Origin of the sequence: Neptuniibacter sp. SY11_33, assembly GCF_047778025.1 — a bacterium.
Lineage (GTDB): Bacteria > Pseudomonadota > Gammaproteobacteria > Pseudomonadales > Balneatricaceae > Neptuniibacter.
In genome coordinates this window covers 2,569,868-2,590,516 of record NZ_CP180543.1, presented here as the reverse complement: position 1 = coordinate 2,590,516, position 20,649 = coordinate 2,569,868, and the positions used below count along the sequence as shown (strand labels likewise).

Annotated in this window: 20 protein-coding genes; 13 read left to right on the top strand and 7 right to left on the bottom strand. The window is 43.6% G+C overall.

Features of this window, described 5'->3' with window-relative positions:
* The first annotated feature begins 133 nt into the window (after positions 1-133).
* The 6 genes from ACMXYV_RS12165 to ACMXYV_RS12140 all read left to right on the top strand — a co-directional run bounded on the left by ACMXYV_RS12165 (position 134) and on the right by ACMXYV_RS12140 (position 6,038).
* Complete coding sequence (locus ACMXYV_RS12165) at positions 134-1,054, top strand: ABC transporter ATP-binding protein (RefSeq protein WP_415888752.1); 921 nt, start codon at positions 134-136, stop codon at positions 1,052-1,054.
* Positions 1,055-1,062: 8 nt separating this feature from the next.
* Positions 1,063-1,836, top strand: coding sequence for an ABC transporter permease (locus ACMXYV_RS12160; protein ID WP_415888751.1), 774 nt, complete (start codon positions 1,063-1,065; stop codon positions 1,834-1,836).
* On the top strand, positions 1,837-2,661 hold the full coding sequence (gene queF, locus ACMXYV_RS12155; protein ID WP_415888750.1) for an NADPH-dependent 7-cyano-7-deazaguanine reductase QueF: 825 nt from the start codon (positions 1,837-1,839) through the stop codon (positions 2,659-2,661).
* Between the two features lie 8 nt (positions 2,662-2,669).
* Positions 2,670-3,230: a nitroreductase family protein gene (locus ACMXYV_RS12150; RefSeq protein WP_415888749.1), complete on the top strand. Its 561-nt coding sequence runs from the start codon at positions 2,670-2,672 to the stop codon at positions 3,228-3,230.
* A 10-nt stretch (positions 3,231-3,240) separates the two neighbouring features.
* Complete coding sequence (locus tag ACMXYV_RS12145; protein ID WP_415888748.1) at positions 3,241-3,702, top strand: YiiD C-terminal domain-containing protein; 462 nt, start codon at positions 3,241-3,243, stop codon at positions 3,700-3,702.
* Positions 3,703-3,824: 122 nt separating this feature from the next.
* The gene (locus tag ACMXYV_RS12140) at positions 3,825-6,038 is read left to right on the top strand and encodes a heavy metal translocating P-type ATPase (protein WP_415888747.1); all 2,214 of its coding nucleotides are present in this window, start codon (positions 3,825-3,827) and stop codon (positions 6,036-6,038) included.
* Here ACMXYV_RS12140 and ACMXYV_RS12135 read toward each other — a convergent pair.
* Positions 6,024-6,605, bottom strand: coding sequence for a peptidylprolyl isomerase (locus ACMXYV_RS12135; protein WP_415888746.1), 582 nt, complete (start codon positions 6,603-6,605; stop codon positions 6,024-6,026). The two genes, ACMXYV_RS12140 and ACMXYV_RS12135, sit on opposite strands and share 15 nt — an antisense overlap.
* Positions 6,606-6,846: 241 nt before the next feature.
* Here ACMXYV_RS12135 and ACMXYV_RS12130 point away from each other — a divergent pair, with 241 nt between their 5' ends.
* Positions 6,847-7,218, top strand: a complete 372-nt coding sequence (locus ACMXYV_RS12130; protein ID WP_415888745.1) for a VOC family protein — start codon at positions 6,847-6,849, stop codon at positions 7,216-7,218.
* A 137-nt stretch (positions 7,219-7,355) separates the two neighbouring features.
* Complete coding sequence (locus ACMXYV_RS12125) at positions 7,356-9,044, top strand: methyl-accepting chemotaxis protein (protein WP_415888744.1); 1,689 nt, start codon at positions 7,356-7,358, stop codon at positions 9,042-9,044.
* A gap of 354 nt (positions 9,045-9,398) precedes the next feature.
* Here the strand turns inward: ACMXYV_RS12125 and ACMXYV_RS12120 are convergent, their stop codons facing one another.
* A complete protein-coding gene (locus tag ACMXYV_RS12120; protein ID WP_415888743.1) occupies positions 9,399-9,839 on the bottom strand; it encodes a hypothetical protein in 441 nt (146 codons plus the stop codon).
* A gap of 221 nt (positions 9,840-10,060) precedes the next feature.
* Between ACMXYV_RS12120 and ACMXYV_RS12115 the strand changes: the two genes are divergently transcribed.
* The 4 genes from ACMXYV_RS12115 (at position 10,061) to ACMXYV_RS12100 (ending at position 14,262) form a co-directional block, all read left to right on the top strand.
* On the top strand, positions 10,061-11,479 hold the full coding sequence (locus tag ACMXYV_RS12115; RefSeq protein WP_415888742.1) for a PLP-dependent aminotransferase family protein: 1,419 nt from the start codon (positions 10,061-10,063) through the stop codon (positions 11,477-11,479).
* A gap of 97 nt (positions 11,480-11,576) precedes the next feature.
* On the top strand, positions 11,577-12,896 hold the full coding sequence (locus ACMXYV_RS12110; protein WP_415891442.1) for a deoxyguanosinetriphosphate triphosphohydrolase: 1,320 nt from the start codon (positions 11,577-11,579) through the stop codon (positions 12,894-12,896).
* 56 nt (positions 12,897-12,952) lie between these two features.
* The gene (locus tag ACMXYV_RS12105) at positions 12,953-13,327 is read left to right on the top strand and encodes a translation initiation factor Sui1 (protein ID WP_415888741.1); all 375 of its coding nucleotides are present in this window, start codon (positions 12,953-12,955) and stop codon (positions 13,325-13,327) included.
* 134 nt (positions 13,328-13,461) lie between these two features.
* Positions 13,462-14,262: a retropepsin-like aspartic protease gene (locus tag ACMXYV_RS12100; protein WP_415888740.1), complete on the top strand. Its 801-nt coding sequence runs from the start codon at positions 13,462-13,464 to the stop codon at positions 14,260-14,262.
* On the opposite strand, the gene ACMXYV_RS12095 is transcribed toward ACMXYV_RS12100, so the two are convergent.
* From ACMXYV_RS12095 to ACMXYV_RS12080, 4 genes are all read right to left on the bottom strand, one after another.
* Positions 14,240-15,442 (bottom strand): hypothetical protein, encoded by a 1,203-nt coding sequence (locus tag ACMXYV_RS12095; protein WP_415888739.1) that lies wholly within the window; start codon positions 15,440-15,442, stop codon positions 14,240-14,242. The genes ACMXYV_RS12100 and ACMXYV_RS12095 overlap by 23 nt on opposite strands.
* A gap of 1 nt (position 15,443) precedes the next feature.
* Positions 15,444-16,241, bottom strand: a complete 798-nt coding sequence (locus ACMXYV_RS12090) for an outer membrane lipoprotein-sorting protein (RefSeq protein WP_415888738.1) — start codon at positions 16,239-16,241, stop codon at positions 15,444-15,446.
* Positions 16,216-18,633, bottom strand: a complete 2,418-nt coding sequence (locus ACMXYV_RS12085) for an efflux RND transporter permease subunit (RefSeq protein ID WP_415888737.1) — start codon at positions 18,631-18,633, stop codon at positions 16,216-16,218. Before ACMXYV_RS12085 ends, ACMXYV_RS12090 begins: the two co-directional genes overlap by 26 nt.
* Before the next feature lie 133 nt (positions 18,634-18,766).
* Positions 18,767-19,396, bottom strand: coding sequence for a TetR/AcrR family transcriptional regulator (locus ACMXYV_RS12080; protein WP_415888736.1), 630 nt, complete (start codon positions 19,394-19,396; stop codon positions 18,767-18,769).
* A gap of 2 nt (positions 19,397-19,398) precedes the next feature.
* Between ACMXYV_RS12080 and ACMXYV_RS12075 the strand changes: the two genes are divergently transcribed.
* On the top strand, positions 19,399-19,626 hold the full coding sequence (locus ACMXYV_RS12075; RefSeq protein WP_415888735.1) for a hypothetical protein: 228 nt from the start codon (positions 19,399-19,401) through the stop codon (positions 19,624-19,626).
* Positions 19,627-19,689: 63 nt separating this feature from the next.
* On the opposite strand, the gene ACMXYV_RS12070 is transcribed toward ACMXYV_RS12075, so the two are convergent.
* Positions 19,690-20,643: a methylenetetrahydrofolate reductase gene (locus tag ACMXYV_RS12070; protein WP_415888734.1), complete on the bottom strand. Its 954-nt coding sequence runs from the start codon at positions 20,641-20,643 to the stop codon at positions 19,690-19,692.
* Positions 20,644-20,649: the final 6 nt, after the last annotated feature.

The following is a 20,649-nucleotide window of genomic DNA, read 5'->3' as shown; positions in this document are numbered from 1 at the left end:
CATTGCAGCCAGCTTTACACCTGACTTAATCCTGTATTTGCACAGTTTGCTGAAATCTTATGAAGAGAGATCCAATTGACTGAGATTTTAAGTCGATTTGGATAATTACCTGCTTATATTTTTGGAAAGATAAATGACGTTAGCGCTCTCTATAAAAAACCTGCGTAAAGTCTATGGAAATGGCTTTGAGGCATTAAAGGATATCTCCTTTGATGTTCAACAAGGGGATTTCTTCGCCTTACTTGGCCCTAATGGCGCTGGTAAATCGACTACTTTGGGTATTGTCTCCTCCCTAGTTAATAAAACCTCGGGGAGCGTTTCGATCTTCGGGGTGGATTTAGATAAGGATTTATCGCAAGCCAAAAAGTACTTGGGTGTTGTGCCGCAAGAATTTAATTTCAACATGTTTGAAAACGTGCGGGATATTTTAATTACTCAGGCGGGTTATTACGGTATTAACCGTAAAGCGGCTGGAGAGCGAGCAGATTATTATCTCAAGCAGTTAGGTTTATGGGATAAGCGTAACGGTGCTGCTCGTATGCTATCGGGTGGTATGAAGCGTCGTTTGATGATTGCACGTGCTTTAATGCACGATCCAAAGCTTTTGATTCTAGATGAGCCTACAGCAGGTGTAGACATCGAATTAAGACGTTCCATGTGGGAGTTTTTGCAAGAGATCAATGCTGCGGGAACCACGATCATTCTGACGACACACTACTTAGAAGAAGCGGAAAGCCTGTGCCGCAATATTGCGATTATCGACCAAGGCAATATTGTTAAAAACACCAGTATGCGGGCTCTATTACAGCAGTTGAATACTGAAACCTTCTTGCTTGATCTCGATTCGAATTTAGAAACAGCACCAGTGGTCTCGGGTTATCCGATCAGGTTGCAAGGCGATCATCTGTTAGAAGTGGATGTTGAAAAACATCAGAGCTTGAATACGTTATTTGTCGAGCTAGAGAAGCTGGGCGTGAATGTCTGTAGTATGCGTAACAAATCCAATCGACTGGAAGAGTTGTTTGTTGCGTTAGTAGATAAAAGTTTGGATTAGGATTAGGCATGAATACCCAAGATTTATTGGTAGCTTTCTGGACCATTGTTCGACGCGAAATAAAGCGTTTTATGCGGATCTGGGCTCAGACGCTTCTGCCGCCAGCAATCACTATGACACTGTATTTCATTATCTTCGGTAATCTGATTGGCAGCCGGATCGGTGAGATGGGTGGCTTTGATTATATGGAATATATAGTGCCAGGCCTGATTATGATGTCAGTAATCACTAACTCCTATAGCAACGTAGTTTCCTCGTTTTACAGTACTAAGTTCCAGAAAAACATTGAGGAGCTCTTAGTTTCGCCTGTGCCTAACTGGGTGATCTTAAGTGGCTTTGTTCTAGGTGGCGTGGCGCGTGGGTTGGGCGTTGGTTTAATCGTAACAATCTTGTCTCTATTCTTTACCGATCTGCAGGTTCAGAATCTTCTAGTGACTATTGCGATTGTCTTCCTAACTTCAGTGTTGTTTGCTTTAGGCGGTTTTATTAATGCTGTCTTTGCGAACTCGTTTGATGATATCAGCATCATTCCGACCTTCGTGTTAACGCCTTTAACCTATTTGGGTGGGGTGTTTTATTCGATACAGTTACTGCCAGAGTTTTGGCAGGGGGTTTCTCAGTTAAATCCGATTCTCTATATGGTGAATACCTTTAGATACGGTATTCTAGGTGTAAGTGATATAAATGTAGGGTTTGCTTTCGGCATGATTATTCTGTTTATCGCCGGTCTATTTTCATATGCCCTATATCTGCTACAAAACGGTAAAGGTATCCGTAGTTAAATGAAAGAACATGATGTAATTGCCAGCTCGCCATTAGGGCAAGGTACCGAGTACGTTAACAGCTATGATCCAAGTTTGTTGTATCCAATTGCACGGGATGTAAATTGGGAAGAACAAGGCGTAGAGCGTAAAGAGCTGCCATTTGTAGGTGTTGATATTTGGAATGCCTATGAGATGTCTTGGTTGAATCAGCGAGGTAAGCCCGAGGTGCGTTTAGCTGAGTTTAAGGTCTTCGCTGATTCCGAAAATATTATCGAGTCTAAGTCGTTTAAGCTGTATTTAAACTCATTCAATCTCAGTAAATTTTCCTCTGAAAGCGAAGTGAAAGAGCGCTTAATCGAAGATCTATCGGCAGCGGCTGGTGGGCGCGTGGAAGTTCGTATTTACCATCCAGATCAAGCACCAGAATTTGGGCAATTCACAGGCTTCTGTATCGATAATCAGGATGTTGAGATTACCCAATACACACCCGCGCCAGAGTTATTAACAACGGGCGAAGATGATGTTGAAGAGGTGCTTTATAGCCATCTTCTCAAATCAAATTGCCCTGTTACCGGGCAGCCCGATTGGGCGACGCTCGGTATTAGTTACTGTGGTAAAGAGATCGATAGAGAAGGTTTACTGAAATACATCATCTCTTACCGTGAGCATGGCGATTTTCACGAGCAGTGTGTAGAAAATATTTTTATGCACATTTGGGAGCGTTGTAAGCCGCAGAGCTTAAATGTTTATGCACGTTATGTTCGTCGTGGTGGTTTAGATATTAATCCATTCAGAAGTAGTGAATCTGAAGATATTGATAATCTGCGTTTGAGCCGCCAGTAGAGGGTAAAATGGAAGCTTTAGAATTATTACATAATCGTGTTTCGTGTCCTGTTTTGAATGAGCCAGGTCCAACGGAAGAACAGTTAAAGAATATTTACCAAGCTGCTTTACGTGCGCCAGATCATGGGGCCTTACGTCCATGGCGCTTTTTGTCTGTTCAAGGCGAAGCGAGAGTTAAGCTAGGCGAGCTATTTTTGCGCGGCGCTTTAGCCAACGATGCTGATCTGCCTGATGCAAAACAAGATAAAATTAGCGCGATGCCTCTTCGAGCGCCGTGCATGTTGGTTGTTATTGCCGCAGTCAAAGATAGCCCTAAGATTCCTGTTTTAGAACAGGAAGTTTCAGCAGGCTGCGCCGCTCAGAATATGATCTTGGCAGCTTATGCTCAGGGGTTAGGGGCGATGTGGCGAACAGGTGATATGGCTTACAACTCTATTGTAAGAGAAGGCCTAGGTTTAACTGAGCAGGAAACCATTATTGGTTATATCTACCTAGGAACGCCAAAGAAACTACGTAAGGCTCCTCTGCATGATCAGCAGGAGTATGTCGTTGAATGGACCGGCGTATAGGTGACACCCTTTGAGCGAAGCAGACGGCACTATTGAGTTTCTTACTTGGCTTAAATCACAAATCCCATTGGTGAATCATATGGGGGTCAAGCCTTTAGATTGGGATGGCAAGTGCTTGCGAATGTCTGCTGCGCTTGCACCTAATGTAAACGATAAAGGCACAGGCTTTGGCGGATCTCTTGCAACTTTATCTACACTCTGTGGTTGGAGTGCTGTGAATTTGTATCTTCGCGCTCAGGGCAGAAACGATGATGTGGTTATCCGTGAGAGTAAGCTGGAGTATTTCCTGCCGGTAACCTCTGATTTTACTGCAGAATGCCAACTACCTAATGTCGAAGTATTAGCTGTTTTTGATCAAAAAATGCAGGCTAAGGGCCGTGCCAGGATGGATTTAGTGATCGAAATTAAACAGAAAGACAAGGTCGCTATGCGCTTGAGCGGTAGTTATGTTGCTATGGAAAAACAGTCGTAGCCACCTTATATCACACATCCTCTCGAATATATCCTTGACCCTATAGTTAGCTTTAGGGTTTATGCTTAAGGAAATTTCATCACGTAATTTCTCAATCTATTAACCACACGACAGGTTCCATCATGATTTATCGGTTGTCTTTGCAAGGTGTTAAATGTGTAGGCTGTGTTAGGTCATTGGAAAAAGGCTTGCAGCAAGCAGATGTGATTGAAGACTTTGTGGTTAATTTTGCTGATCGAAGCTTAAGTGTTTCCTCTAAATCCAGTGTTGAGCAAGTTATCGCTGCAGTAGAAAGTGCTGGGTATGGTGCAGAAGAAATTACTGATGAAACTGATTTCGCACAGATTGAAGCGCGAGAAAACAGACAGTATCAGATAACGCTAAAGCGCAGTGTCATTGGTTTGGCTTTTGGGGCTCTGTTAATGCTCCAAGGCTGGCTTGGCATGATGCCAGATATCACAACAACCTCAGGATTATGGATAGGGGCAGTGACTGGTGTCGCAGCGCTGCTTTTGATGTTTTTCTGTGCGGGGCATATCTATCAAGGTGCTTATAAATCGGCTTTTCTGGGCCGATTTAATATGGATAGCTTAATCGCTTTAGGCACAGGGGCTGCGTGGATCTACTCTACCGGTCTATTGTTCGTTTCTGCTGCAGGCAGCGAACTACCCATGGAAGCACGCCATCTTTATTACGAAGCTTCTGTGATGATTCTTGGTTTCATTCTGCTTGGGCAGGCATTGGAGGCTCGAGCGCGAAAGAAAACAGGGGATGCTGTTCGCAGTCTTATGAATCTTCGACCTGCTACAGCGCTGCGTGTGCGTGATGGTGAGGAAAAAGAAGTGCCCGTTGAATTGCTTGCTTTAGGTGATCAAATTCGTGTTCGCCCTGGCGAGCGAGTGCCGATCGATGGTCAGGTGTTATCTGGCAGCAGTTACTTAGATGAATCTATGTTAACCGGGGAATCAATGCCGGTGAATAAGGAGGTAGGTGATTCTGTAGTGGGCGGGACATTGAATGGATCGGGAAGCTTGCTTATTAAAGTGGAGAAAATTGGTTCTCAAACGGTTCTAGCGCAGATCATTGAGGCAGTACGAGAAGCCCAAAACTGTAAGCCTGAGCTCGGCAAGCTAGCTGATAAAATCGCATCTGTTTTTGTTCCAGCAGTTATGGCTTTGGCGGTTGTTACTGCAATAATTTGGTGGTTGTTCGGCCCTGAACCCCCGTTAACCTACGCCATAATTACTATGATGACAGTGCTGATAATCGCTTGCCCTTGTGCTTTGGGTTTGGCAACACCTATGTCTGTTATGGTGGCAGTAGGTAAAGCTGCACAAAACGGTATTTTGATTCGTAATGCAGATGCTCTGCAGTTAGCTGAAAGAATCTCTGTCGTTGTTTTAGATAAAACCGGTACGGTGACCCGAGGTGAGCCTATTGTCACAGACCAGTTGTTTTTGCATGGCGATCAGAGCTTGGTTAGAACAAATGTGGCGGCTATTGAAGCTCATTCGGAGCACCCATTGGGGGCTGCATTGGTTAAGCAGTTTGTAGGTGGGGAACTTTCTGTAGACGTTACTAATTTTCAGAATGCATCTGGGCAAGGGGTTATAGCAGAAACTGACTCTGGTCGATGGTTTATCGGCAACCAAGCATGGATGGACGAAAACCAGGTGGCTTGTAGTCAAGTGACTGATGAGGTTTCTAAGTGGAGTAATGAATCTAAGTCCCTTGTTTTTGTTGCTCTGAATGGTCAACTGGTTGCGTTGTTTGGTATTGCAGATCCGATTAAAGAAGACTCTGAACAAGCGATTGGTGCGCTTAAAGCTTCAGGTTTAAACGTTGTTTTACTCTCAGGGGATAACAGTAAAACAGCGAATGCTGTAGCTAAGTCTGTCGGGATTGATCAAGTCATTGCGGATGTTAGACCTGAGGAAAAGCAGGCAGTTATTCAGCGTTTGCAGGAGCAGGGTGAAATCGTGGCGATGGTTGGAGATGGCGTTAATGATGCACCTGCATTAGCGCAGGCTGATCTTGGATATGCGATAGGGTCTGGCTCTGATATTGCGATTGCGAGTTCTGATGTGACTCTGATATCAGGTTCATTAAAAGGTGTTGAGAAGGCTATTAATCTCTCTAAACAAACGGTTCGAAATATTCGTCAGAACTTGTTCGGAGCATTTATTTACAACGGCTTAGCCATTCCCGTTGCAGCGGGAATCTTGTTCCCAGTGGCAGGGGTTCTTCTGAACCCGGCCATAGCAGGGGCTGCTATGGCCATGTCTTCAGTGACAGTCGTGAGTAATGCTAACCGTCTTCGTTTAGTTCGCCTTTGATTCAGACTCTAAACGCTCAATCTTTTCGATGATGACTGCTTGTTGTGGAACATTACGGTGACCGCCTTTTGGTGCTGTTGGGCTGCGGCTGATACGAACCACTAGATCAAGACCGTCAGTTACTTTACCAAATACCGCATAGCCTGGGCGTCTGCCGCGAGCATCAAGGTTGTAGTTGTTTACTGCGTTGATAAAAAACTGAGATGTAGCACTATCAGGGAAGTTGGTGCGTGCCATTGATATTGTTCCCTGGAGATTGCTTAAGCCATTTGTCGACTCATTTTTAATCGGGTCACGAACTTCTTTTCTCTCAAGTTCTTGAGTGAAACCGCCACCTTGAATCATAAACCCTGCAATTGTGCGGTGAAAAATGGTTCCTTCATAGAAACCACTGTCTACATAATCTAGGAAGTTCTTAACTGTAATAGGAGCTTTTTCCGGATAAAGCTCTAATTTGATGTCTCCTAAATTGGTTTTCATAACAATCTGCGGATTAGCTTGTTCAGCAAAACCGACGTTTATAAGAGAAAACGTAAGTGTGAAAATTGCGAGGAATTTTTTAAGCATAGTTTTATCAACAATTCGATTTATTTGTTGGCATATTACCTAATTATCAAACCCGTCGTCACCTCAGTTCTTTCCCAATCATTTCGGGTGAATAACCCAATGGTCATCATTTGAGCAATTGTCTGATATCAAAAGAGTTTTGCTATCTTTGATATTCGTTCTATAGTAGTAGAGTATGTAACTCCTAAGTACTGTTGAGACGTTTCTATGATTTGAATGTTGCGCTCTATAGGAGGCGCTTATGAGCTTTACGATAGAAAAGCTAGATCACATTGTTCTAAACACTCTCAATGAAGAGGCGTGTTTAGACTTCTATGTCCGTGTGCTTGGCTGCGAACTTATTCGTAAAGTGGAAAGTCCTCTGATGTATCAACTCAGAGCAGGTGACTCTCTGATTGATATTAAACCCGTTGAGAAGCGGAGTGAGTACGCAAATCTGGATCATTTTTGTTTGAGGATTAAACCATTTGAACCCGAAGTGTTATTTCCTTTTCTGGGGAGGGAAGGAGTGCCTTATGGAAGGGTTGAAAAGAGAAATGGTGCAACAGGCTTTGGCAGTTCAGTTTACATCGAAGATCCAGATGGCAACTGTATCGAATTAAAAGCCGCATAGTCAGTGTAAAAAAAATTAACTTAGACAGCACAGGCTTTGCGTAACTATAACTATAAATGCGGTCTGAAATATGGAAATTCTAAGGTGCATATCTATATGCCCTAAGCCGCAAATCAAGAGTTGGAGTGGGTTAACTCATGGGCAATATGGCGCTAAAACATAAAATGCTTTTATTAACACTGATACCGTTAATTACGGTATTAGGTGTTGTCATGATAGTTGTGAATTTTCAGCTCAGAGCACTCGGTGAGCATGAAATTGAGGAACTGCGTACCGAATTAATGGCGAGTAAGAAAGAGTCATTAAAGAGCTATGTTGATCTTGCAACATCATCGATCAAGCATATTTATGAAGGAACAGACAAAGAAGATCTGTACGCGCAGGAACAAGCGTTGAATATCTTAACCGAGCTTACTTATGGAGAGAAAGGCGATGGTTATATTTTTGCGTACAAATATGATGGTACCAATCTAGCCACAAGACCTAAACCGCAGTTACGCGGTAAAAACTTGATGGGGCTAAAAGATAAAAATGGTGTCCTGATTATTGAGGAGCTAATCAAAGCGGCGAAACAAGGCGGAGGCTATCTGACCTACGTTTGGACTAAACCATCTAAAAATGCCGATGTGGATAAGCTGAGTTATGCTATTGGCCTCGAAAAGTGGGAGTGGATGGTAGGTACGGGTTTCTATATTGATGATATAGATGATCAGGTTGCTGCGGCGACGGAAAAGCTAGAGGCAGAAATCACCAATACCATGCTGTTTATTTTAATGATCGGCGGCGGCTTTGTGCTTGTCTTTGGCTTAATATCAGTGATGATGGCTAACAGTATTGCTAGCCCATTGGCAGCAGCTGCGGCAGCATTAAAAGATATAGGTGAGGGTGAAGGTGATCTTAGTAAGCGTTTGGATACCAATGTAAAAGGTGAGGTAGGGGAGCTATCTCATGGCTTTAACGCTTTTGCCGCTAAGATCCAAACATTGATTGTCGAAGTTAAAAATTCGATAGATGAGTTATCTCAAGCGACGGGTCGTATGACCCGGGTTGTGGATGATACCCGACAAGATGTAAATGATCAGAAGCAGGAAACCGAACAGGTAGCAGCCGCTATTCATGAAATGGCAGCGGCGGTGCAGGAGGTTTCGACCAATGCGACCAATGCTTCGCATTCGGCTCAAGCGGCAGATGATTCGGCTCAAGGTGGTCAGCGTGTAGTTAATGAGACTATTACCTCTATCCAGTCGTTGCAAAATGGTGTGAATAACGCGGCCGATGTAATCGGACAATTAGATCGAGATTCTGAGCATATTGGTACGGTTATTAATGTGATCAAAGAGATTGCAGACCAAACTAACTTATTGGCTTTGAACGCTGCAATTGAAGCAGCAAGGGCGGGTGAGCAAGGACGTGGTTTCTCGGTCGTTGCAGATGAAGTTCGAACTCTGGCTAATCGTACTCAACAAAGTACTGATGAAATTCAGTCGATGATTGAGAAGCTACAGACCGGTGCACGTCAGGCTGTACAGGAGATGGAACGTAGTCGTGAGCAAACAGATCAAACGGTGAGTAAAGCAAGTCATACAGGTGAGCAGTTAAATAATATAACCGCCTCTGTTAGCGACATCAGTGGTATGAGTACCCAAATAGCGACTGCAGCCGAAGAACAAACCTCCGTGGCAGATGAGTTGAGCCGTAGTATTCAGCATATTGCTGATATCTCTGAAAAAGCGAGTGATAATGCAGACAGGCTCTCATCGACTACCGCTGAGATGTCGCAATTAGAAAGGCGCTTAACTTCTTTGGTCAATCAATTTAAAGCGTAAACGATCTTTTTAATAAAAAATCAGCGGGCATTTATGTCCGCTTTTTTTGTGCCAATCATTTGATTGCTGGTAGATAATAAGCGCTCAAATTAACTGTTTTTACGGACTTGTTTCTAGTGTAAGTCTGAGAGGTTACGGTGCTTAAGGAAAAAAAGAAGTATGGCAAAGCCTAATAAGAAAGGGCCTAGAACGACAGTTGATGTGTATTGCGCTAAATGTAAGACGTTGTTGTTTAAGTATCGTAAAGGAGGAAAAGGAGCCTTAGTAAAGTGTTTCAAAGAACGAATCAATGAAGACTATACAAAGACTCCTTGCGAATGTCCGAAATGTCAGATGTTGTTTGCGCGTGAAGCATTAATTCGTGGCGCTCCCGCTTTCAAGTTGATCGGAGGAAAAGTGTTTGCCAAGTAATACTCTATCCTTGATAACTGCCTTATTAGCTAAATTGGGAGCAAGGCAGAGGATATCCCCTTTAACCTGAAATGTAGTGCTTTCTGGGGGAAGTATGTTTCCGCCACCGTACTGCTTTAACGCTTTCTTTTCTGAAGTTCGCGAAAAGATCTGATGCTGATAAGCACCGCCTCGACACAGCTCCCTTGCTGCATGATGCCACATTGTTTCTACGTCTTTCTGGCTGCTCTTTTTGTCCCCGAGATATTCTATGCTGTATTCATCACTGCTGATCGGGGTAAAGCTAAATCCGCTTTTGCCATCGAAAGGGTGGTAGCTACTATCACAACCGCTAAGTAGCAGCCCCCCTAATAATAAACTGGACAGTTTTAAGTGACGTTGCATTGTTTGTACTCCTTTATCTGTAGTGTTTAAGGTCTATTTGTATACTTGATAATATGTACAGATGTTGATTTCTGATCTTGGAATAATGTTAAATTAGGCGGGAAATGGTATACAGATTTAGAAAATAATTAATTAGGCATTACAGATTTGTATAATTATCTCTGTGATGCTAATTTTTATTTTATCTGTACTGTAACTTTTCACTGTAATGGTCGTTTTTTATGAAACTGTATGAACAGCTCCAAGAAGCTTTGATTAAGCGTATAGAGCAAGGGTATTACCCTGTGGGGAGCAAACTGCCTTCGATAAGATCGTTAAGTAAAGAGAGAGAAGTCAGTATTTCGACAGTTCAAGAAGCTTATCTTCGCCTAGAGGAAAATGGGTTTGTTGAAGTAAGGCCTAAATCTGGGTACTACGTAAAGTCCAGAGGAGAGGCGCCTGAATTACCAGAAGTGAGCCGACCGGCACAGCGTCCTCTGGAAGTGTCACATTGGGAGCAGGTTTATCATCTTTTAAACAGTGCCAAAGGGCATGGACACATTGCTTTAGGTACTGCGAGTCCCGAAATTAATACTCCGACATTAAAGCCTTTACTGAAAGCGCTAACCAATTCAGCGGGATTACAGTCAGAGCAATTTCTCAATTACAGTGAGATTCAGGGGAGTGAGAAGCTGCGTAAGCAGATTGCGCGACTAGCTGCAGATTCGGGATGCAAACTTCACCATGATGACATCATTATTACCAGCGGTTGTCAGGAAGCTCTTGTTTGCAGTTTGAGAGCAACCACGAAGCCTGGGGATGTCGTAGCAACGGATTCACCCAGTTTCTATGGTTCGACTCAGGCGATTAAAGCCCTAGGTTTAAAGGCAATGGAAATTCCGACGCACCCTGAAACAGGGATTAGCTTAGAAGCATTAGAATTGGCATTGGAACAGTGGCCTATCGCTGCTATTCAGGTGACGCCAACCTGCAATAATCCACTCGGATATACCATGCCGGAAAGCCGTAAAAAGGAATTGTTACGGCTTGCTCAGCAGTATGATATTCCGATTATCGAAGATGATATTTACGGCGACCTTTTCTATAAATCACCCCGCCCGAGAACTATTAAGTCTTTTGATGACGAAGGTCGTGTTCTGCTTTGTTCCTCTTTTTCTAAAACCATTGCGTATGGTTTGCGATTAGGTTGGGTCGCTCCTGGTCAATGTACTGAAAGGGTATTGCACAAGAAGTTTGTTTCGACTGTAAGTAACCCACCTGTTCAGCAGGAAGCTGTTGCAGAGTTTATCGGCAAGGGGTATTACGAGCGTCATCTGAGAAAAGTGAGAGCTCAATATCACCATAGTCGGGATATGATGATCGACCTTGTAAGACGTTACTTTCCAGAAGGGACTCGTATGAGTTACCCCGAAGGCGGGTATCTGCTTTGGGTAGAATTTCCGGTTGCAGTCGATTCAATCAAACTAAATAAAAGGTTAGAGGCGAAGCAAGTGAGCATTGCGCCTGGGGTTATATTCTCTGCGTCAGGTAAGTATCGTAACTTTGTTCGATTAAGCTTTTCTAAAAAGCTAACAGAAAAAACAGAAGACGCGTTAAAAGCGATTGGTGATGAGGCTAAAAAGCTCATAGCTGAGGCGTAATGAATTACGCGTATGGTTAACCAAAAAGCCTATATAGAAAGCCTGTAAATGGCCGACAATATGAGTCTTAATGAAGTTGCTGAGCGGAGAGTACTACATGGAAATGCAGTGGCAAAAGTTACTCACAACCAAGCGTTATGGCCATGCAGAAGTGACAGAAGATGAGTTTGGGAGAAGCCATTTTCATAAAGATCAGGATCGGATAATTTTCTCCAGTGCTTTCAGACGCTTAGGTCGGAAAACACAAGTTCATCCGATGTCCTTGAATGATCATATCCACACGCGTTTAACCCACTCTATCGAGGTGGGAAGTTTAGGGCGAACCTTAGGTATACGCGTAGGTGAGTTAATTCAGGATCAGCTTCCCGAATGGGCAACGGCCTACGATATAGGAATGATCGTACAATCTGCCTGCTTAGCACATGATATTGGCAACCCCCCCTTTGGGCATGCGGGCGAGTATGCGATAAGGGATTGGTTTAAACGCCAAGAAAACAGTGCATTACTGGAAAACCTTTCCGACTCAGAACGGCTAGACCTGATGACCTTTGAAGGTAATGCTCAAGGGTTTCGTGTTGTCACCCGCATTGAAAATCATCTGTTTGATGGTGGCTTACGCTTAACTTACCCAACCCTAGGTGCGCTTTTAAAATATCCTTGGAGTGCTGATTATTCAGGGGATAAGGGTAAGTTCAGTGCCTATCAAACCGAAGTCGAAATATTAAATAAGTTAGGTAAAGAATTAGGCTTAATTGAGAAGTCTGAAGGCTGTTGGTGCCGCCATCCGCTTACTTATTTGATGGAAGCTGCAGATGATATCTGTTACGCCATTCTTGATCTGGAAGATGCTATAGAGCTGAATATTTTGACCTTCGATGAGATCAAACCGATCTTGCTGACACTATGCGGTGATACCTCTTATGAGGCTGAGATCTTTACCTCTCAAGCGTCCGCACGTCGTAAAATTTCGGCATTGAGAGGTATGGCAATGAAGCATATGGTGAGCTCTGCTGTCCAAGCCTATATGGATAATCAGTATTTGATTATGCGCGGTGAATATACAGGCGAGCTGTTAGCTGATGGTGATCCCGGTGTACGAGATGGTCTGTATCAAGCTAAAAAATTAGCCCGAGAAAAAGTGTTCCCTGATACCAGGAAAACTGAGCTGGAGGTTGGTGCATATACAACCCTAGGGGTATTACTCGAAGCGTTTTGCCATGCTGTTCATGATAACTATAAATTGCAGGGCGAAGGTTTGAGCTATCGTAGCGATCGCATCATTAGTTTGATGGGGATTCACGCTCCATCGCCGAAGTTACCCCTTTATAAGGCCTATATGCGCGCATTAGATTTTATTAGTGGCATGACAGATAACTACGCAACCTATCTTGCTCGACAAATTGGTGGGTTAAGTTAGGGGCGAGCTGGAATTTCTCATATAATAAAGTTTTTACATCGATAAAGGTTTATCCAGTGGCTTCATTAAAAGATCAATTAGGTAGTTTGGTATATTCCACAGAAAAAGGGCAGCTTTGTTCTGGTTGTGGTGAAGCTATCTCTGAGTGCGTGTGTACAGAGCTGGAAGATAAAAACCGACTGGATAATTTAGATGGTATCGTTCGAATCCGTCGCGAAACTTCAGGCCGAAAGGGTAAAGGTGTAACGACAATTACAGGCATCCCTCTACCTGAAAAAGAGCTAAAGGCTCTAGCTAAAAAGCTTAAAAAGGTTTGCGGTACCGGTGGTGCATTGAAAGATGGGATTGTAGAGATCCAAGGTGATCAGCGAGATAAACTTAAGACGTTGCTGGAAAAAGAAGGCTTTACCGTCAAATTGGCAGGAGGCTAGGGTTGATGGCTAAGAAAAACTGTACACGATGTTTAGTCATGCGTTTTGCCTTTGTTTTTATGGCAATTGTTGTGTTGTTTATGCTGAATGGACTTAGCCAATTTTTTAACTAAACAATTATAGGAAGGATAATCATGGATAGAAAACTTCTGTTAATGCCACTATTGAGCGCTTTATTGATTATGCCGACCTTGGCAGAAGCGCGGATCTATGAATATGTAGATGATAATGGTCGTAAAGTGTTTGTGGATCGACTTTCAAAAATTCCTGCCAAATATCGTGATCAGATGGAAACTCGCGAGGAAAGGAAAGATAAGTTAGAACCTTTACAGTTAGAAGCCCAACAGCAGCGTTTGAGTGCCGAACAGAGTCAAATAGAGCTCGATAAAGCACGAACTAAAATACAAGAAGCAATGAAAAAGTGGGTAACACCTTTTCAATTTCATGCCAACCGTATCGTAGTACCAGTAAAAGTATTTTATGGGGCTCGTTCGCTTCAGTTATCTCTAGTTATGGACACTGGAGCGTCTTCCACAGTTGTTCATAAACAGGCTATTAGCGCGTTGAGAGCTCAAACAAGGCGAGGCGCTGCGGCCAGAATTGCAGATGGCAGTGTCATTGATACAGAAAGGGTTCACTTTGATCGTGTTGAAATAGGCCCATATCAAGCGAAGGGAGTAACTGCAGGAGTTTTAGACTATCAAGGGGGGAGTGCAGGTACTGATGGTTTACTAGGTATGGATTTTCTATATCAAGCTCGATACGAGATTGATCGAGAGAAGAAACATATTGTATGGAATCCCGAACGTTACCAAGAGCTCCAAGACCAACTGGTGGAAGTTGATAGAATGGAGCAGGAGTTGAAGGGGGTACTCGCTGCTCCAGATCCTGAAAACCAGAAAAATTCAGACGTTAGAAATAACGTTCCACAGTAAGTTGAAGGTGGTCATCTTGTTTTAGGCTATAACTCAGGTCTGCTGGGTTATCTGCCGAAAAGAAACGACCATCTAAGCTTAATTTCCAGTTATCACCAAAACGTCTACTCGCTTCAATAATCATACTGTTACTGTAGTAGTCCAAATCATGACCAATACCAGCTAATACTTCGGTGCTTGCTGCATCGTTTAGGGTTAATCGCGCCCCCATAAAAACGTCATTTTGGATAGCCGCGTCAGCTGATTTACCGCGCTCGTCCCAGCCATATTCCAGTAAAACGCCTATATCAGCAGAGCTGTCTTGAATACCGTAAAAGGTATATTCAAAACCACCTTGAGCGGCCCAATAGTTTTCACTATTAGTATCGCGATGAATGGTTTCCAACTTCCAAAGCCAGCTATCTAAGGTGGCTTGTAGGTCAAAACCAATCTGGTTCATCTGTTCGTAATGAGGCACTAAGATCGTCTGCCCATTCACTGACTGGACTTGTAGTTTAGGATCTCGGTTTGTACCTCTAAACCAATAAGCACCTAAATCGAAATCGCCAAGCGTATGGCTCCAGCGAATTGCGGTATCGATATGCTTATTACCTGCGCTGGATTCAAAGGTTGCTCTATCAGTATCGACCACTAGACCTCCGCGGAGGCGACCATCTGTGCCAGCAAAGGTGCGTTCTCGGAACCCTGGTAAAAGGTAGAGATCGATGATACCCCAGTCTTTGACTAAGGATAGATTGATCATTTGCTGACCAAGCTTATCTTCGCCATCAAAGTCCTCGACACCATCTGTCTGGTTGATCACATCAACGAGATGCTGGAATTCGGTAACACCCCAAAAGACTTTGCGTAGACCTGTACGCAGTTCCCAGTCGTCGGATACATGCACCCAGCTTAACTCACGAATATCTCCGTGGGTTCGCTCACTGTCGTTTTCATCTAAACGAAGAAAGGGGGTAAAGGTTAAGCTATCAGCACCATCGTTCCACTCCCAATAAAGCTCAGGCTCGAAAGAGAATGACAAATTGGTGTCGTAGTCCTGCCCCGCGAATTGAGCACTTTGAGTAAATAGGCGTAAATCTGCGGAGGCTTTACCCGATAACTCAAAGTAGGTTTCTGCCTGAGCAGGCAGGGCTGTTAAAAGCCCTGCTGCCAGTGCAGTCGTGAACGTCTGCCTAATCATCTTAGCGCGCTCGTTTTAGCGTGTTTTTGTTGAAATCTTTATCAGTTAAGCCTGTTTTGAACTGATAAGAACCGTAGGTAAGGTCGGTGCTTTTACCTGTTTGATGGTTCACCATTTTCATTAGATCTGGACGCCAGTGCTTACCTTCATACTCTTTGTACTCATGGTAAGTCAGGGTCTTCAGTTCAGAATCTTTACGGTCGTAGAAATCGATTTTCCACGGACGGTACTCTGCTTGATCTAACCATACTACGCGTCGGGTATAACCAGAGTTCTTATCCACTGGGTATTGTTCTACAACAAAACAAGTACCGCCTTCACAAGCTTCATCACGTAGATACTTGTATGTGTATTTTTCTACCTCAAAGGAAGATAGATCTTCGTAAGCAAATTCAGAACCCATAAATGGACCGGATTTGTTACGTGAAGCAATACGTTTTACGCGTTTAAGAGCAGGTAAATACAGCCACTGATCGTCTGCACCGACAGGGTGTGAGAAGCTTAAAAACGCTGTGCCTTTAACATCTCTAGGCTTGTCGAAGACCGATAGGCTTTTATCACCGTCGTCATCAACTTCTAAAGACTTCATGCGAATTTCACGCACGCTTTCCTGACCCTGTTTGTTACGCAGAATCATATTCATCTGCGCTTGCATATCAGTCCAGCCAAGATCGCTTGCTTTAGCTTCTTCTGCAATGCGTAGGCCTTTTTCTTCAGCCGTTTCAGCCATCGCAACGCCTGAAGTTAGAATCATGCCTGCAATGCATACAGATTTAAGCGGGTTGGTTAACAGAGTCATCTTTCTCTCCTTCAGAGTTTTTAAGTGCTGCATTAGCAGGTTGTACAGGGCCAGTTTGTGCCGGGTCAGCTTGCATAGGGTCAATGTTTTCTGAGTCTTCTTGCTCTCCCTTCGCTGTTTTATCTAGCAGCATCAGAAGTGGTGGTAAGAATAGGAAGTCCACAATTAACGCGATCAAAATAGTCAGTGCTGTTAGTAGACCCATGTCGGCGTTCACTTTAAAGGTCGACTGAGCCAACACCATAAAGCCTGCTACCAATACAAAGGTGGTTATCCATAATGCTTTACCTACGCTAGCAAATGCATAACCTACAGCTTCTTTACTATTCTTGTTGCGATCTCTACGCGCATGAAGGTACTTGCTTAAGAAATGAACCGTATCATCTACCACGATACCTAGTGTCATGCCGGCAACAACTGAAAGTGCTAGGCCTACTTGGCCATCAATCAAGTACCAAACACCAAAGCCCATTGCCGCTGGTGCTAAGTTTGGAATTAGGCTGATAAAACCGAATTTAACCGAGCGTAATGCAAAGCCAAGCAATACTGAGATCAGTATTAGGGCTAAAGATGTACCGATCAACATGCTGTAGATATTACGTTGTCCAATATGCGCAAACATTAGGCTTGGACTCGCAATATCAACCTCATAGTTAGGTGCATTCTCTGCAAACCAGTTATAGATGCGGCTTTCCAACTCAATCTGCTCGGTACTGGTCATATTATTGAACGTAGCGATGATGCGAGTAGAAGACTTATCCACGTTTAGCTGGTTATTTAGATCCAAACCGTAAGGCAGGGACATTTCGTACAGCAATAAGTATTGCGCTGATAGTTCACGTTCATCCGGTAGTTTGTAATACGCAGGATCATCACTGTGCATGTTTTTGTTTAAGCGTTTAATAATATCGCTCAACGTATTCACGTGATCAGTTTCAGGTTGTACTCGTAGCCATTCGGTAAGATCGCCCACAGTTTTAAGGAAAGCAGGGGAGTTAATGCCACTGGCTTCTTTGGTATCGATGGAGATCTCCATTGCCGTCATGCCAGATAGGTTATCTTGCATGTAATCAGTTGCCTGACGGAATGGCACGGTTTCATCGAAATACTTTACGAAGTCATCATTTAGCTTGTTTAGCGGTACTAAGAAAACTGCAGCAATCATCAAAACTGACATCGCTGGAAGTAGCACGCGACGCTTTGCAATTACAAGGTCTGCCAGTTTGTGCATGAAGTCATTCTTACCTTCTTCAAGCGGTTTAACGTGGACAGGTAGTAAGCGCAGCATTGCGGGGAATATTGTTACCGAGAAGATAAAGGCAAGCATTACGCCCGCAGCAACCATATTACCCAGATCTCTGAATGGAGGAGAGTCCGAGAAGTTGAGGCTTAAGAAGCCTATAGCAGTGGTTAAACTTGTTAAGAAAATTGGCTGGAAGTTAATACGCAAACTATCCTGAATCGCTTTCTCTTTCTTAACGCCCTGACGCATCTCATAAAACATAGTGGTCAGTATGTGCACACAATCTGCTACCGCTAACGTTAGTACCATAATTGGGGTACTTGCAGATGGGCCAGTTAAGTAGAAACCTGTCCAGCCCGCTAAACCCATGGTTGCTGCAATAGAGCAGATGATCACAACAACGGTGGCTAAGGTGCCGCTAAAATTGCGTAATAGCAGTACCATACCGATGATTACGACTAAGAACATCAAAGGCACTAGCGTCGCATTGTCTTCGATGGATGCTTCAGCAAAGCTATTGTTCATCATCACCATGCCTGAAAGGTGCACTTTCAGGTTTGGGTTAGCTTGAACGAAGTTATCGCGCATTTCGCGAACTTTACTTACAACCTGAGGCACTTCAACTACAGGATCAACGCCCGGTAGCTGTACGGTGATGTTTACAACCGTGACATGACCCTCTTTAGAGATAACCTTGTTTACCAATAATGGTTCATTAACAGCGATCTCTTTTAGCCTTGGCATATCCGAGTCAGTCAACGTTTCAGCGTCTAGTACTAGATCTTCGACGATCATATCGTCTTCTTCAGACCAAGTGTGCTGATAGTTTGTAACTGAATCTACACGGGTAGAGTAGGGTACCTGCCAAGATTCAGTCGTGAGTTCTTGAACGGCTGCAAGGGTTTTAGGGGTAAATACATCACCATTTTCGGGTGAGATAACAAAAGCAACATTGTCACTTTTGCTGTAAATCTTCTGCATGGCTTCGAATGCTGTCAGTTGAGGGTTCTCATCACTGAAAAACACGCGATAGTCGCTTTTGAAGACCAGATTTTTAGCGCCGTAAGTTGCGCCAACGACGAACATTATCGAGAAGAGGACGACCCAAATTGGGTGGTTCAATACGAATCGGAAAAGGCGATCTCTCATTTTCCTGCTCCAAGGGCCCTTGCGGGGTTGATTGCGGTTAAGCAATATTAGTTATTTCTTTTTTAATGACGAAGCGTCATTAACTAAGGTTTAAAAAACGGTGCGAGCACCGTGTTTTTTAATTCATCGCAGTTTATTCATAACTGCACATCAACTGCTTTTGCTGAAGCTGTTTGACCTCATCAGCAAAAAGTTCGGTTTTAAATCGCTGAATGCTCTCATGCCACGGATGGTCTTGGGTAAAAGGCTTCCAATTTAGGCCGTCCAGTAGAATGTTTGAGTGATTAACTAACTCTCTTTCTAGTTGCATTTCAGCTCTAACATTACAGCGATCAAGCGTTTCATGAAGCAAGGCAATAGTACCGAAGCTCATAGACCATAATGAAAACGCTACCTGAGCAGGGCAAAGGTGTGGTTGTAACGATAAATCACCATTCGCAAGGCCTGAGGAGATAACCTCTAACATGCCACCTAATAGCTTATTTTCTAGAATAAGGTGCTCTTCTTGACGCTTTTCGGTTGATTTTTCTCGAACTGACGGTGTCTTAGCAGAAAGAACCAACATGAATTCTGTAGGGTTTAGCTGTGAATGGAGCATATAGCCGTACCCAACGGCGAGCATTTTCTCGCGACTACTTCCGTCATATTGAAAGGCGCGTTCGAATAATGCCCCTAGGCGTCTCACACAACGGTTGCATAGACCGGTTAATAGGTCTTCTTTACAGGTAAAATGGTTGTATACCGTGCCTTTAGAGTAAGGCAATCTTGCTACTACCTTTAAAGGGGGATGTGGATATTTCTGGCATAGTTCAGGAATCTGATTTTCCCGAAGCATTTAAAGCATTACTGAAAAGCCATAACGACCTTGAAGATTGGACTGTGCTTCGGCAAAAGTCTGCTCTTTCTTCCGAATCACTAGAATATAAACGCAAGGTGCAAGACGATCTTGCTCGAACACATATGTTGTTGAAAATAAACAAAACACTCATGTGACGAGCTGAAAAGACAAGGCCGCGATTCTTCGCGGCCTTTTTCTATCTAAAATTTGTGGGGGGATTAAATATCCGCTTCCGCTAACTTTAGATCTACAACGGATTTAAGCAGTTTAAACAAACGAATGGATGCGTCGATCTCTTCTTTACGGTTGGTCAAGCTCTCGATATTCAAACCTACAGGAATACCAAGCGGCATTACTGCTTCTAGAATCTGCTCTAAATTGTTACGGCAGATACGAATTGATTCTTGTAACGGGCTATGAGCATCCATAATACGGAAGCGGGTAGCTTCTGGTACTGAGATACCCAGCCATTCCATGAATTCTAGCGTCTTAGTACTGCCGCATGGTGTAAAGGTCAGAATGACGCGTTTTGGTTTTACACCATCTTCACGGCATTTACGAGCGTAGCTACTCAACATATCGATGGTTGCTTGTGCATCGTAAACGGCTTGCGAGATAAAGAATTCACAGCCTTGTTCTGTTTTGCTAACTAAACGTTCGTGTTCGTTGCGTTTAGAGGCGTGACGCTCGGCAATAGTAACACCACCTAACTGAAATTCTGCTGGGTGTTCTGCAAGCGCATCGTAAGCATCATTCAAGCTAAGTTGGATATCGCCATCAGAAGAAGGGCTGCCCACAAGCACAGTGTCACGAACACCGTATTCGTTCCACGCTTCATCTAACCAAGCGATAAATGCTTCTTTATCACGCTGAGAAACACTTTTGTATGTGATGACCGGCTTATCTGCTTTTTCACGGATTAGCTTAGAGTAGGCACGTGGATCTAAGGTACGCATAAATGGAAACGGACGCGGTTTGTCGATACGGCTACTTTCATCCTGAATGTCATAAACAATCAGACCATCAAAATCGACATGCTGTAGACGCTCTAGCAGTTTATCCGCAATGCCTTGAGCGGTTTCTTCTGCAGTACCGTCTTTCGGAGGAGTTGTACCAAATAGATATACTCCGCGGCGGTCGTCAGCAAATTTTGTTCTTAAATCCTGTTTCATTGTAGT